Raw genomic sequence first — 15,223 nt, forward strand, 5'->3', positions numbered from 1 at the left:
ATAGAGAATATAAGAACATATAGGAGAAATACGATTTATATACTTGGGCATAAGAAATAGATGTTTAAGTTAAAAAAGTCTAAAAATACCAGTGACATATAGCAAAACCTATGTAATAATAAAAAAAGATTACTATCAATGCTAACTTAGAGGTAAAGAGGTGCCTTAGTTGAAACATTTATACTCTGGTAAGACAAAAGATGTGTACGAATTAAAAGATGGGAATTACCTATTAAAATTTAAAGATGATGTTACAGGGGAAAACGGTGTATTTGACCCAGGAGCTAATTCAGTCGGACTATCTATTGAAGGAGCAGGTAAAGCTGGGTTGAAACTAACACAATTTTTCTTTGAAAAGCTTAAGGAAAAAGAAATCCCTACGCATTATGTAGATGCGAATATAGAACAGCAGGAAATGAAGGTTACTCCTGCAACAGTGTTTGGAGAGGGATTGGAAGTAATTTGTCGTTTCCGAGCGGTAGGAAGCTTTTTAAGACGCTATGGTAAATATGCAAAAGAAGGACAAGCACTTGATTCATTTGTTGAAGTAACATTGAAGGATGATGAGAGAAACGATCCACCTATTGGACGTGATGCTTTAGATATGCTAGGAATCCTAACGAAAGAAGAATATGAAGTCTTGGAAAACCTTACAAAGGAAATAGCTCAGGTAGTCAAAGATGAATTAGCGAAAAAAGATATCGAGCTATATGATATTAAATTAGAATTTGGTAGAAATAAGAATAACGAGATTATCTTAATTGATGAAATCTCCGGTGGAAATATGCGTGCGTATAAAAGTGAACAATACATTGAACCATTGGAATTAGAAAAGCTAATGTTAGATTAAAGGATGGTTTAATCATTATAGTTTGAAGGAAAACCGTAATTCAATAGAGTTACGGTTTTTTTGACGTAACAATTTGGAAAAATATGGTATGTACATCAAAAAATGGCCTTCTATGTGACAGTTGTCATGTTGAATTCTTGACGTTTATGACTTATATTTTTTGCCCATTCTTTTTAAACTAAATAGTAATTAGGTAAAGTACTATTTAGGAGGATAATATGAGTAAACAAAAACAAGCACAATTACGAAAAAGCGTTGCACCGTTTGCAACATCCGATACAAAAGTAAGTGTCATTCAAATCCTTAATTCCTTTCTGCCATTTTTCCTTCTTTGGTTCTTGGCATACCAAAGTCTATCCGTTTCCTTTTGGTTAAGCCTGCCTTTCTCTATAGCAGCAGCAGGGTTTGTCGTTCGAATCTTTATTATTTTCCATGACTGTACACATATGTCCTTTTTTAAAAGTGGTAAAGCCAATCGTGTATTAGGAACGATTTCGGGAATTATCACGCATTTTGCTTTTGAAAAATGGAAACGAGATCATGCGATTCACCATGCAACTAGTAGTAACTTAGATAAGAGGGGAACCGGTGATGTATGGGTAATGACGGTGGATGAGTATACAGAGGCATCTTTTTGGGGGAAACTTGCTTATCGATTGTACCGCAACCCATTCATCATGTTTGGATTAGGTCCACTTTATCTTTTCTTACTATCGAACCGTTTTAATCGTAAAGGAGCGAAACGTAAAGAGCGCCTCAATACTTATCTCATCAATGTATCCATTGTTGTCATTTATGCAATATTAATAGGGGCTATTGGGTGGCAAGCATTATTACTTATTCAACTTCCCATATTATTTGTTGCTGGCTCTTTAGGTATTTGGCTTTTTTATGTTCAGCATCAATTTGAGGATTCCTACTTTGAGAATGAGGAAAAGTGGGATTACGTGAAGGCGGCTGTTGATGGCAGCTCGTATTATAAACTTCCGAAAGTATTACAATGGTTGACAGGGAATATTGGATTCCATCATGTGCATCACTTAAGCCCAAGAGTTCCGAACTATCAGCTAGAAAAAGCACATGAATCGACACCGCCATTACAGAACGCAACAACCATTACATTGAAAACCAGCTTACAATCGATTCGCTTCCGTCTATACGACGAAGCAAGTCGTAGTTTTGTAAGCTTTAAAGAGTATAAAGCCATGCAAAAGCAAGAGAGATTAAATATAAAAATCAAAATGAGCGGAGCAAAATTTCAAGAAGAATAACAAGCAGAACCCTTCATCAGAATGTGAAGGGTTCTTTTATAGTACATCATAAAAACATCATAAAATCTGTTATACTTATTAAAAACGAACGCAATTAAATGGAATTGAGGTACAAATATGCAAAATTGGTATCAGCTTTTTCCGAAAAACACAGGACTTAGTTTATATGCATGGATTATTTTCTGTGTTCTCCCATTTTATTTTATATTCAGGACCGCTCAATGGGTGGAAATTTCAATTGGCCTTTTGATGGTTGGCATATTTTTTACTACTTATCGGCTGGCATTCATCAAAAAGGGATGGACCGTATATGTGTCTGTTGGAATCCAAATGGCTATTAGCATAGGAATGACCTTGTATTTTGGATATGCATATTTTTCCTTATTTCTAGCCTTTTTTATTGGAAATATTCAGCATAGAGCAGGATTTATTACGCTCTATATCGTACATCTAGTTACAACACTTGCAGCAGTTATAATTGGGTTTGCATTGCAAACATCAACTTTATTGACACAGTTACCCTTCATAATTGTCAGTATTATTGGTGTCATTCTTTTGCCGTTTAATATGTATAATCGAAATAAGCAGGAGATGCTTGAAAATAAATTACAAGATGCAAATGAACGAATCTCCGAATTATTAGTAGCAGAGGAACGTCAACGGATTGCACGTGATTTGCATGATACGCTAGGACAGAAGTTATCTTTGATCGGCTTGAAGAGTGATCTTGCAGGGAAGTTGATTGATCATGATTTGGATAATGCCAAAAGGGAAATAACGGACATCCACCATACGGCAAGGACAGCTTTGAAAGAGGTAAGGGAGATTGTTTCCACAATGAAAAATAATAAGTTAGAGGATGAGTTGGTTCATATTCAGCAAGTACTTCGGGCTGCGCAGATTGATGATTCTATTAGTGGAAGTCCACATTTATCAGATACTCCTTTATTAGTTGAAAATGTACTAAGTATGTGTTTAAAGGAAGCGGTAACGAATGTCGTCAAACATAGTGAGGCAACAGTTTGTAAAATATCCATTATACAGTCACAAAGTGAAATAACGATTACCGTATGGGATAATGGAATTGGAATGAAAAGGCATGAAAATTCGATTGGAAATGGGCTACGTGGTATGAGGGAAAGATTAGAATTTGTGAATGGGAATTTGGAAGTGGAAGCGTTAGAGGGCACGGTGGTTACTATTCAGGTGCCTAAAATAATCGGACAAACCAAACAGGAGGAGGTATTATGATTCGTATTGTCATTGCGGAAGATCAAGGAATGCTACTTGGTGCCCTTGGAGCTCTCCTCAATTTAGAACCAGATATGGAAGTTGTAGGCAAGGCAAAAAATGGTGAAGAAGCATTGAAGCTGGTTCATCAGCTTCAGCCAGATGTTTGTATTATGGATATTGAGATGCCCGTTAAAAGTGGATTAGATGCAGCAGAAGAATTGATTAAAGATCCTTGTAAAGTGATTATTTTAACAACATTTGCGCGGTCCGGTTATTTTGATCGTGCAAGAAAAGCAAAAATAAATGGTTATTTATTAAAAGATAGCCCTAGTGAGGAATTGGCTAATTCCATTCGAGTGATTATGGATGGAAGAAAAGTATATGCACCTGAGTTAGTTGATATGGCTTTTGAGGAGGAGAACCCTCTTACAGAAAGAGAAGAGCAAGTCATTAAATTAATTGCAGATGGGAAGAACACGAAAGAAATTGCTAATCAGTTATTCCTCACTACTGGTACCGTTCGCAATTATGTATCTGTTATATTGGATAAATTGAATGTCAGCAATCGAATTGAGGCCATCGCACGGTTTAAGGAAAAGGGATGGTTTAATTAACTTAAATGATAAAGTAAGGATGGGGAGGAATAGTTATGAAACATGCTATTTATCAGATGGATATTGTTGCTGGGAAGCCGGAGGAAAATAGAAATAAAGTAGAAGCATGGGTAAAGGAAACGGTTAAGCGGGAAAATCCAGATAGTGTGGTCCTTCCAGAAATGTGGACGACTGCCTATACCTTGCCGGAACTAGAACAACTTGCAGATAAGGACGGGGAACCTACGTCATCCTTTTTACAGGATTTAGCGAAGACCTATGAAATAAATATTATTGGTGGTTCTTTTGCCAATAAAAAAGATGGCGCCTTTTATAATACGAGTATTGTTGTTAATCGTAGTGGAGAAGTCGTTTACACCTATGACAAGGCCCATCTTGTACCAATGTTAGATGAACCCAAATATTTGACCGGTGGTAAAAAGAAGGCAGAGGTATTTGAACTAGATGGTGTAAAAATGGGAATCATCATCTGCTATGATTTACGTTTTCCTGAGCTAGCCAGAAGTTTAGCACTGGATGGTGCACAGATTTTATATGTTGTTGCGGAATGGCCAACCGTCAGAAAAGAGCATTGGAAAGCATTACAAATTGCTCGTGCAATTGAAAATCAATTTTATGTAGTTTCTTGTAATCAGATGGGAGAATATGATGGAGAAGACTTTGCCGGTACATCCATGGTGATTAATCCATGGGGGGATATTTTAAAAGTAGGGAGTGAAAACAAAGAGGAAACTGTCGTTGCATCCCTTTCTCTTGAAAAGGTCCCCCAAATTAGAAAAGACGTTCCGATATTCTCGAGCCGTAGACCGGAGTTATACACGTAGAGAATGTTAAGCTGATGGACAATGGGGTTACTTTTGTTCATCAGCTTTTTAGTGCTTTTTGGTTAATCCATTAATTCAGAAATGATTTCATAGGAACGCAGTCGATCTTCAAGATGATAGATTTGCGAACTGATGATAAGCTCATCTGCTTGGGTTACTTCTTGAATTTTCTCTAGCTTTCTTTTCACTGTTTCAGGTCCACCAACAATAGTGGTGTTCGGGTCTAGTGATTCCTCTACTGCTGCTTTTTCCAATGGTGTCCAAATTTCATCCATGTTTTCAACAGGTGGTTGCAATTTAGATGAAATCCCTTTACGTATATTTAAAAATTGCATTTGGTGTGAGGAAGCAATCATTTTAGCCTTTTCATCGGTATCAGCAGCAATAACGTTCACACCAACCATCGCATATGGTCTATCAAGCGCTTCAGAAGGCTTGAAATTGTCACGGTATAGTTTTAATGCATGTAATAGGTATTGAGGTGCAAAATGACTAGCAAAAGAAAAGTACAGTCCTTTTTCAGCGGAAAGTCTTGCACTGAAATCACTGGAACCTAGAAGCCAGATTGGAATATCAAGTCCTTGGCCAGGTATTGCCCGCACACGCGATGTAGGCTTATCTTTAAAGTAATCTTGTAATTCATTTACTTGCATTGGGAAATCCTCAGGTCCCATATGTAAAGTGCGTCTTAAGGCATATGAGGTTGCCTGGTCGGTTCCTGGTGCACGACCTAATCCAAGATCAATCCGTCCAGGGAATAGGGATTCCAATGTACCGAATTGTTCAGCAATGACAATCGTAGCATGGTTAGGTAACATAACCCCTCCAGACCCGATACGCATATAATTGGTCTTCTCTGCAATATGTCCGATCAGAACAGATGTTGCGGAACTTGCAATTCCTGGCATGTTGTGATGTTCTGCCAGCCAATAACGATTAAATCCCCATTTTTCAGCATGCTGTGCTAATTTTACACTTTCCTTGAATGAGTCACTAGCAGTACTTCCTTCGATAATAGGCGCTAAATCAAGTATGGATAAAGGAATACTGTTAAACCTTCTTGCTTTATCATGTGTATGTTTAGCCATTTTGGTCACTCCTTATAAAAGGTTCTTCTTAATAAGCAATAATAATGTGTTTGAAGACTGGAGTCCAATTTTTAGTTTTATATAGTAGTATTGTAATGGCAGTAAATCAATGGCAAGCATCTAATGAACATAATCCCTCTAATAAGACGTAAACTAAATACCACTATTTTCAATTTGATTCAAAACTTCACATAGAGTATGATATCTATTAGAGTGATTTGAAACGAAATGAGGGTTTATAATGAGTAAAACATCCATTTACGGGTTAACCTTTGGACAATTAGAGGATTGGCTTGTGGAACGTGGAGAAAAACGATTTAGAGCAAATCAAGTATGGGATTGGTTATACAAAAAGCGTGTAAATCATTTTGATGAGATGAGAAACGTAAATAAAGAGACGATTGCATTATTGGAAGATAACTTCGTCCTGCATACATTAGGTGAAGAAATTAAACAGGAATCCAAAGATGGAACGATTAAATTCCTATTTAAGCTTGAAGATGGTAATTTAATAGAGACTGTCTTGATGCGCTTTAATTATGGTTTATCTGTCTGTGTAACGACACAGGTAGGCTGTAATATTGGCTGTTCTTTCTGTGCTAGTGGACTTTTAAGAAAGAGCAGAGATTTAGACAGCGGTGAAATCGTTGAGCAAATTATGAATGTCCAAAAACACTTAGATAGTGTTGGCAAAGATGAACGTGTTAGCCATATCGTTGTGATGGGGATTGGTGAGCCATTAGATAACTACGAGAACCTTATGGATTTCCTTTATGTTGTAAATGATGATAAAGGTCTGAACATTGGTGCCCGACATATTACCGTGTCGACTAGTGGGCTTGCTCATAAAATTTATGATTTTGCAGATGAACCAATTAATGTGAATCTAGCTATATCTATACATGCACCAAACAATGAGCTACGTTCAAGCATTATGAAAATAAATAAGGCATTTCCATTAGAGAAACTAATGCCATCTATAAAGTACTATTTGGAGAAGAAAAACCGGCGTATTACGTATGAATATATCATGCTTCGGGATATCAATGATCATAAGGAAGAGGCGATACAGTTAGCTAACTTGCTTAAGGATCATCGTCACTTAGCCTATGTCAACTTAATTCCATATAATACAGTAGATGAACATATCCAATATCAGCGCAGTGAATCCTCCGCTATACAAGCATTCTTTGAAACGCTAAAAGAGCACGGGATAAATTGTGGCGTTCGTTGGGAAAATGGTGCAGACATTGATGCTGCTTGCGGACAATTAAGAAGTAAGCAAATGAAGAAAACAAAAGCCGTTTAATACGAGAAAACAGCGTTCCATTTGGGCGCTGTTTTTTTGATTATATCTGGCATTTTCTTCTTATTGTTATATCTTTGGACAAAGGTATAGTGCTTTTCAGTAATCTTTATTTGGAGGCCGATATGGTTAACACAGTAAAAAGATAGTAGGCATAAACATTCCTTTTTAGGAAAAATTATCTATATAAAAGGAAGGAAAGGAAAATGTTTATGCATGAGAAGGATCATATTAACGAGAAAAGCAAGCAAGAGCAGCTAAAATCCTTTAAGGTAGATGATTCGAAAAAGAATATGACGACGAACCAGGGGCTTAAAGTTTCGGAGGATGAGCTATCTTTAACAGCGGGAGAACGTGGCCCGACTCTTATGGAGGACTTTCATTTTCGTGAAAAGATGACACATTTTGACCATGAAAGAATTCCAGAAAGAGTAGTTCATGCAAGAGGATTTGCAGCACATGGTGTGTTTGAAACATATGAATCGATGAAGCAGTATACAAAGGCAAAGTTTTTATCTGAGGCAGGAAAGAAAACGCCGGTATTTACTCGTTTTTCAACGGTAGTAGGTAATCGGGGATCCGCTGATACGGTTCGAGATGTGCGGGGTTTTGCAACAAAGTTTTTTACGGAGGAAGGAAATTACGATTTAGTTGCCAATAATATGCCTGTATTTTTCATTCAAGATGGAATGAAGTTCCCCGATGTAGTTCATGCTCTTAAACCCGAACAGCATAATGACATCCCACAGGCATCTGGAGCACACGATACGTTTTGGGACTTTGTTGCCAACAATCAAGAATCAGCGCATCATGTTATGTGGTTGATGTCTGGCCGTGCTGTGCCTAGAAGTTATCGAATGATGGAGGGTTTTGGGGTTAATACGTTCCGATTTGTAAATGAACAAGGAGTATCCCACTTTGTTAAATTTCACTGGAAGCCAAAACTTGGTGCGCATTCTCTTGTTTGGGATGAGGCACAAAAAATAGCAGGGAAGGATCCGGATTATAATAGAAGGGATCTATATGATGCCATAGAGATGGGGAACTTCCCTGAGTGGGAATTAGGTGTACAAATCATCGAGGAAAAGGATGAGTTTGCCTTTGATTTTGATATTTTAGACCCAACAAAGATTTGGCCAGAAGAGGATGTACCAGTTAAACGGATTGGTAAGCTTACTCTCAATCAAAATGTCGATAATTTTTTTGCTGAGACGGAGCAAGTGGCCTTTCATCCAGGGCATGTTGTGCCAGGAATTGATTTTACGAATGACCCATTATTACAGGGTCGGTTATTTTCCTATACAGATACACAATTAATCCGTCTTGGTGGTCCGAACTTCCATGAGATTCCAATTAATCGCCCCGTTGTGCAGTTTTACAATAACCAAAGGGAAGGCTACCACCGTCAGACTATTAATAAAGGAAAGGTATCCTATCATAACAATTCTTTAGCAGGGAATACTCCGTCTCCTGTTAGCGAGGAGAAAGGTGGCTATTCACATTATCAGGAAAAAGTAGACGGAAAGAAAATACGTAAAAGAAGTGTAAGCTTTCAAGACCATTTCTCACAGGCAACATTGTTTTGGAATAGCATGAGTGGTCCTGAGAGACTGCATATTATTGATGCTTTTAGCTTCGAAGTAGGTAGTGTAAAGGATAAGGTGCTTAGGCAGCAAGTTGTAGATATGTTTGCGAATGTTGATATGGAACTAGCTACAGCCTTTGCTCAAAATATTGGGGCAACACCACCAAAAGGGGAGGGGACCTCTGTAACCAAAAGTTCTCCAGCTCTAAGTCAATTGAATACGGTAAAAACAGCCAAAACGCGCAAGGTTGGGATTATATTAGATAATGGATTTGAGGATAAGAAGATAAAAGATATACTACACGGATTGAATGCAGAGGGTGTAACATACGAAATCATTAGTGAAAAACAAGGGATAATTAAAGGATTAGGTGGAGAAGAACTAATGGTTGATCATACGTTTACAACTACAGATCCCGTGCTTTATGATGCTATCTACGTTGGTGGTGGTGCAGCATCAAGTAGGTTATTCCATAAAAAAACCACGTACTACCTAAAAGAAGCGTTTAAACATTATAAGCCAATTGGTGCAACAGATACAGGAGTAACTTTTCTAGAAGATAACAATTATATAGGGAGTCTAGGTGTGGTAGATGGCACAAATACATCCTTTGTAAAAGACTTTGTTCAAGCTATAGCTGAACATCGTCATTGGAATAGGCAAGTGATGTAGAATAAAAAGAGGGTGAGGGATCATTTCTTATCCTCTTTTTTTGATGTTTACAATAATGTACACGCGTGTACAAAAATGTAACGATTATGTACTTTTATGTATGCATGTATACAATGTTGTTTACATGTTGATTTTACGATGAATACATAGGTGTAAACATGTGTACATAAAAGAATACATGTATACGTAAAAGTATACATGTATTCATATGGTTGGGGAGGGCCTTGTCACATGATTAATCTGGCTGAAAGTCTCTTAACGAGAGGAATTTGAGAGAATTTGAGATACTAGAAGAATGATACATGCGGGCCGGGCAGCCAGTAAACTCTTGATTCGTTTATCTACCAACCAGTGTGGGATAAAAGAACCTCAATGATTGAAGGGTACTTTATTGTATAAGGTTAACGGGAATGAAGAGAGGAACATCTGTATCGTAATATTTGGTATTAGCTTTTTTTGTAGGTTGAAAGCTTGCATTTCCCAAATGTACAATAACACCTCTTAATGAAAAATATGGTTTTAGGGAATTGGCAAAAGGAGTTTAAAAATATTGTCTTTTATGCAAAGTGAAGATGAGTAGAAAACAGATAAATGGCCGCTATTGAAATAATTGATGCATATTCAGAAAGCGGCTTGTATTGTTGATCATATTTCTAAAATAGAGATCTTAATCACTCAAAGGTAGCACATTACAGACTACCAGGCTTATATATATGAAATCGCATCGTGAACTACATCATTCATGCTTAGGGCGATGCAAGATATTCGGATGAAAGATTTGTAGAACGGAGAAGAATAATAAAGATATAGAAGAGGTTTAATTAATCCTTTTTAGTGGAGTTTTGCAACTAGAAAATGTAATTGAAAGTTAATATAACTCTGCTGGAGAGCAATTAACAGCAATAGGTGAAACTTGCATCGGATGGTAGTACACACCATTCGATGTATTAGCACACTTGAATTTGTTTCACACAAATAACATGCATCAACTTGCAATGTTAGTGAAAATAAAATCAGTGACGTTTAATATGAAAAGGATTCAATGGTAGATAGGTAATATGGATGAAATAATTGGTATGATTTTATCGGAGGTTAAGGAGCAGTATTACTCACACCTCGAAAATGGAGGGAAAACGAATCCATTTAGACGGGGAGGATGAAAGCAGGGTGATTGTTATGGATCTTAATTCTCATATGCATGTTTCTCATTTTAAATATGTGAGTCAGTTCGTGTTAACAAAATGGAAGGAATGCAGGGACGGAATGACTTTCCTAACGTTTCAATAGTAAAGGGGTTAGGTGTAGTTGTTATTGTACAGGAATTTGTTCAAGCTAAAGCAGAACTTATGTAGGGGTAACTGAGAGTGAGGGGATGATTATCCTACTTTTTTTAATAGGAACGAGAATGATTTTTAATGTATACAATAAAGTTTACATGTATACAAAATTGTTGTAGTTGTATACGGTAAATGAATACATGTATATTAATATGTATACATATGGATTTTAAGGTGTTTTCATAAATGTATGCAAGTATACATAAAAGAATACTACTAAAGTTTGATTGTAATATGATGCAAAAACTATTATTCTAGTATAGGGAACACTTTTAATAGAATGAAAGCAGATGGAAAAATCATCCTAATAGAATGAAGGTTTATTTAAGAGAGGAGTTTTTTATACATGACAATATCAAGAGTGGCGGCCGTTGATGTAGGAAATGATGCTTTGAAAGGAATGTTCGGAAAGCTAGAAAATGAATTATACATTCCTAATATTATTGCACCAGATTTAGAAGACCGTCCTGTTATCGGTATAGAGGAATTAGATAAAAAGGAAGTGCTAGATAATATACATATTCGTATCCATTCACCAGCACTTGAAGAAAATAATGTAATTTATCGCGTTGGTAACTTAGCAGCAAAAACAACTAATTCTCAGGAACTAGATCCTGGTAGCAGCAAATCTGAAGAGGATCAAACATTAGTTATGTTATTTGCTGCATTGGCGTTAGATGCAGTTGATACATCAGATTTTAGACAAAGAAATGATGTAATTGAAGCGAATTATACACTTGGTACAGGTTTACCACTTCGTGAGGTGAAGGAAGGTAAGGATGTTGGTTATCGCTCTCAATTACTTGGTTCTGTACACCAAGTAGAATTTCTCGTTACCCCTAAACATCAAGGGAAAAAGGTTAACTTGAAATTTGATCAAGTAAAAGTATATCCAGAAGGCTTTGCTGCATATGTAAATCTCGTTATGGATAATGATTTAAAAGTAATTAATAAAGAATTAATGGATAAACAAATTCTGATTCAAGATATTGGTGGTTTATCTACAGATATTGCCGTAATTAAAAATCGTAATGTAGATGATGATAAGGCACAAGGATTTAACTTAGGGGTATCTGAGTCTTTAGAACAAATCCGTGAAGAAATACGATCTAAACATGGAGTGGAACTAGATAGCCGCCGTGATGTAGTAGATATTATTACTCGTAAAAATGACCGTAACCACATTATGGTAAAGGGTAGCAGAACGAATGTTCATGATATTACAGATCACATCCTATTAGAGCTTGCCAAAAAGGAGTACCGCTTCTTACGTAATGTATGGGCGAAGAACTCTCAATCCGAAATCTGCTATTTCATTGGTGGCGGATCTGCTGTCTTAAAAGATTATATTAAAGCTTTAAATAATAAATTAGATGGATTTAATATTGAGTTCTTTGAAGATGAACAGGAAAGTATTTGGATGATGTCTAATGCATATTATAAATTAATCAACCAATTTATTGCGTCTTCAAAGAAACCGCATGAGAAAAAGGAAGAAAAACCTGCTGCTCCAGCAAAATAAGGTGATATGAGGTGAAAAAAGGTATTGAACGGGGGCAATCTATTACATTTCGGATTCCTTCCGATACACCCGATTATCTATTAAAGCAATTATCAAAATTAAAAGAGACAGAGAAAAGGAATTTTTCAAGTACCATTGCTAGTTTTGTGCTAAAAGGTGTGAATGAGACGTTTGCAAAGGAACGTGAGGTAGTAACGATTCCACTACCAAAAAGGTTAACCAAAGAGCAAAAAAGCTGGTTAAAGCATGAACATTCAGAAGCAATGATAGGAACCATTCTGTATCAATTGCTAAGTGACCCAATGCGTGCTACGACATTATTATCTTCTTTAAATAGTAATTCTAGTGATATAAATGAAGTTCTATCGTTTGAAGAAGCATCTGTGACGACAGAATTCGAAACAGATAGCACAAAGGAAACAGAAACAAATCGTGAAGCTGCGTTTGAACCTGAATTGGAAACCAAGAAATTAGATGAAGGTTTAGATGATGTGGATATCGACATGCTAGATGTACATGCTGAAAGTGAAGAAGCAATTGAAGAGGAGGAGGAAGACGATCCACTTGGTGACTTTTTCTCCAGTATGAATAAGTAAAAAAATGAAACGGCCAAAAGACAATGAATCTTTTGGGCCGTTTTTTTGTATGCTAATTTTATAAAATAAATGGAACGAAAAGAAGTCGCCCATTTTACAAAAACCCTCAAAAAATAATGTTTCCATAAAACTTTTTTAACCGTGCAAAGGTATTTATATAGAAAGCAACAAAAGAAGGGGGGATACCCGTTGCAGGATAGAAAAACAGTTAAGCTTATTAAGAAGGTGAAAAAAGGGAATCAGCAGTCCTTTAAACAACTTTATGATTTGTATGCTGATTATTCGTTAAGAACAGCATATGGAATTACAGGGAATATAAGTGATGCAGCAGATATTGTTCAAGAGACATTTATAAAAGTGTATCGCCATATCGACTCCTATGACAGTGAAAAACCGTTTAAACCGTGGTTTTATCGTATTTTAATAAATGAGAGCAGACGTCTATTGAAAAAGAGGTCTAAAGATGCAATTAGTGTCGAATCAGAACAAATGCTGGATTCTCTACATGGGCATGAAACGAATCAGCTGGATTTAGATAGTCTCCATGATGCTATTGAACAACTGGATGCTAAACATCGAACAATCATCATACTAAAGTATTTGAATGGATTTAAAGAAAAGGAAATCGCTGAAATATTCGATATGAATGTAAATACGGTTAAATCAAGGTTATATCAGGCAAGGCAACGGCTGAAGGAAATTTTAGGAGGTGGCAAGCTTGAGTAAACAACCATTTGATGAAGAACTGAAAAAGCAGCTCAGGCGACAGACGAAAACAGCTGTTCAAGAAAAAGAGGCCGTATGGAATAACATTAATAATCAATTATTTTCGTCCTCGAAACAAAGGCAGAAACAAAAGCGAATACAAGGATGGATGGTTGGTGTCGGTTCAATAGCTATCGCATTCGTTTTATTTGTTGGGATATTTATAGATAGTGGGATGGAAAAAGGGCAAGCTATGTTTCAAAGCCTGAGAGAGATATTTATGGAAGAGAAGGACGTGGAAATAGAGGTAGAAGGCCATAAAGAAGATACGAATGTTCAATTGGAAGTTAATGAGGAGCTTCGTTATATCATTTATATTGATGAAGAAAGATATAAAATGGTTAAAGGTGAGGAAGTAGATCGTATTGAGACGATGGAGCCGTTACCTGAGAGATATCCTGAGGTCTATATGGAGATCTTTCAAGAAGCGAACACAACTACAGAGGAAGTTATGGCCCGCTTAAAACAAGATATTGAAAAAGACCCTGAAATGGAAGTAAGGGAAATAAAAAGTGTTTCAGAACCAATTGAAGCACAGACAATACGAAGTATCGGGAAAGAACATTTCAATTGGGATACCCCGATTAATCAGTACTATGTCACAGATGAAATAGATGGTAGGGTGTTTGTGATTAAACAGGTTTATTTCCTAGAAGCAGCAGAAGGACATGGTGCCCGCTTCCACCATATGTTGAAGAGTTTTGAAGTCATAAAATAGGTCCCCAAGAACGTTGGAGACCTTCTTTTATTTTTATTCATTGAATGATAAATAATCTCTTTTTTTAAGATGTTTCTAAGTATAAGAATACGTTCGCATGTAAAACTAGGGGGAAAGAGGAGGTCATTCAATGGATTGGGATTTACTATGGAAAGCGGTCATTATTGTTATCGGTGGGACCTTTCTTCTTCGGTTTGCTGGAAGGAAATCCATCTCACAAATGACGCTTACGCAAACAGTGATTATGATTGGGATTGGTTCCTTATTAATCCAACCAATAGCTGGTGAGAATGTTTGGACTACTTTATTGGTAGGGTTATGTTTAGTATTAACGTTAATAACCATGGAGTTTGTACAAATTAAAGGGGATTTTTTGGAAAATCTAATCACAGGGAAGTCTAAGGTTCTGATAGAAAATGGACAGATACAAGAAAAGAATCTTAAAAAACTACGAATAACTGTAGATCAATTGGAAATGAATCTAAGACAACAAAGCATACAAAGGATTGAAGATGTTCAATGGGCGACATTGGAAGCAAATGGTCGAGTAGCAATAGCTTTAAAAGAGGATGCACAGCCTGTAACGAAAAAGGAATTTAAGCAGTTGACTCATCTCATGCAGCAATATTTAAACCAACTTAACGAGAATAAGGAGAAAGGGAAAGTCGAACAATTAAATAGTCCTACCATTCCAGAAGAACACCAGGAAACTCTTTTTGCAGAAATTCAACGGAAAGGCCATAAAAATAAACCGCCAAGTCGCTTACAATGATTGGCGGCTTTTTTTAATGGTTTTTAAATAAGAAAAACCGCCAAAACATATGTAATGGCGGTTGGGGGG

The 15,223-nt window shown here is 36.6% G+C and carries 13 protein-coding genes; 12 read left to right on the forward strand and 1 reads right to left on the reverse strand.

What is annotated here, in order from left to right; translation table 11 throughout:
- Positions 1-169 precede the first annotated feature (169 nt).
- The 5 genes from CAO17_RS17855 (at position 170) to CAO17_RS17875 (ending at position 4,792) form a co-directional block, all read left to right on the forward strand.
- Entirely contained in the window at positions 170-850 is a 681-nt protein-coding gene (locus tag CAO17_RS17855) for a phosphoribosylaminoimidazolesuccinocarboxamide synthase (protein ID WP_085993914.1), read from the forward strand.
- Positions 851-1,068: 218 nt separating this feature from the next.
- Positions 1,069-2,121 (forward strand): Delta(5) desaturase DesA, encoded by a 1,053-nt coding sequence (gene desA / locus CAO17_RS17860; RefSeq protein WP_085993915.1) that lies wholly within the window; start codon positions 1,069-1,071, stop codon positions 2,119-2,121.
- A gap of 117 nt (positions 2,122-2,238) precedes the next feature.
- Complete coding sequence (locus CAO17_RS17865; RefSeq protein ID WP_085993916.1) at positions 2,239-3,372, forward strand: sensor histidine kinase; 1,134 nt, start codon at positions 2,239-2,241, stop codon at positions 3,370-3,372.
- On the forward strand, positions 3,369-3,968 hold the full coding sequence (locus CAO17_RS17870; RefSeq protein WP_085993917.1) for a response regulator transcription factor: 600 nt from the start codon (positions 3,369-3,371) through the stop codon (positions 3,966-3,968). Before CAO17_RS17865 ends, CAO17_RS17870 begins: the two co-directional genes overlap by 4 nt.
- Before the next feature lie 35 nt (positions 3,969-4,003).
- Positions 4,004-4,792 (forward strand): carbon-nitrogen family hydrolase, encoded by a 789-nt coding sequence (locus tag CAO17_RS17875; RefSeq protein ID WP_085993918.1) that lies wholly within the window; start codon positions 4,004-4,006, stop codon positions 4,790-4,792.
- Positions 4,793-4,854: 62 nt separating this feature from the next.
- On the opposite strand, the gene CAO17_RS17880 is transcribed toward CAO17_RS17875, so the two are convergent.
- Complete coding sequence (locus tag CAO17_RS17880; protein WP_085993919.1) at positions 4,855-5,880, reverse strand: LLM class flavin-dependent oxidoreductase; 1,026 nt, start codon at positions 5,878-5,880, stop codon at positions 4,855-4,857.
- Between the two features lie 241 nt (positions 5,881-6,121).
- Between CAO17_RS17880 and rlmN the strand changes: the two genes are divergently transcribed.
- The 7 genes from rlmN (at position 6,122) to CAO17_RS17915 (ending at position 15,154) form a co-directional block, all read left to right on the forward strand.
- Positions 6,122-7,189 carry a dual-specificity RNA methyltransferase RlmN gene (gene rlmN / locus CAO17_RS17885; RefSeq protein ID WP_085993920.1) on the forward strand — a complete coding sequence of 356 codons (1,068 nt, stop codon included), beginning with the start codon at positions 6,122-6,124 and terminating at the stop codon, positions 7,187-7,189.
- 209 nt (positions 7,190-7,398) lie between these two features.
- Positions 7,399-9,444, forward strand: a complete 2,046-nt coding sequence (locus CAO17_RS17890) for a catalase (RefSeq protein ID WP_085994558.1) — start codon at positions 7,399-7,401, stop codon at positions 9,442-9,444.
- Positions 9,445-11,127: 1,683 nt separating this feature from the next.
- Positions 11,128-12,303 (forward strand): ParM/StbA family protein, encoded by a 1,176-nt coding sequence (locus CAO17_RS17895; protein WP_085993921.1) that lies wholly within the window; start codon positions 11,128-11,130, stop codon positions 12,301-12,303.
- Between the two features lie 11 nt (positions 12,304-12,314).
- Positions 12,315-12,899: a hypothetical protein gene (locus CAO17_RS17900; RefSeq protein WP_085993922.1), complete on the forward strand. Its 585-nt coding sequence runs from the start codon at positions 12,315-12,317 to the stop codon at positions 12,897-12,899.
- A gap of 189 nt (positions 12,900-13,088) precedes the next feature.
- Positions 13,089-13,625 carry an RNA polymerase sigma factor gene (locus CAO17_RS17905; RefSeq protein WP_085993923.1) on the forward strand — a complete coding sequence of 179 codons (537 nt, stop codon included), beginning with the start codon at positions 13,089-13,091 and terminating at the stop codon, positions 13,623-13,625.
- Positions 13,609-14,382, forward strand: a complete 774-nt coding sequence (locus CAO17_RS17910; RefSeq protein ID WP_245831867.1) for a hypothetical protein — start codon at positions 13,609-13,611, stop codon at positions 14,380-14,382. The genes CAO17_RS17905 and CAO17_RS17910 overlap by 17 nt, the downstream gene beginning before the upstream one ends.
- Before the next feature lie 130 nt (positions 14,383-14,512).
- Positions 14,513-15,154: a DUF421 domain-containing protein gene (locus CAO17_RS17915; protein ID WP_085993925.1), complete on the forward strand. Its 642-nt coding sequence runs from the start codon at positions 14,513-14,515 to the stop codon at positions 15,152-15,154.
- Positions 15,155-15,223 lie beyond the last annotated feature (69 nt).

It is taken from the genome of Oceanobacillus senegalensis (genome assembly GCF_900176885.1).
In the GTDB taxonomy this organism is placed as follows: domain Bacteria; phylum Bacillota; class Bacilli; order Bacillales; family Amphibacillaceae; genus Oceanobacillus; species Oceanobacillus senegalensis.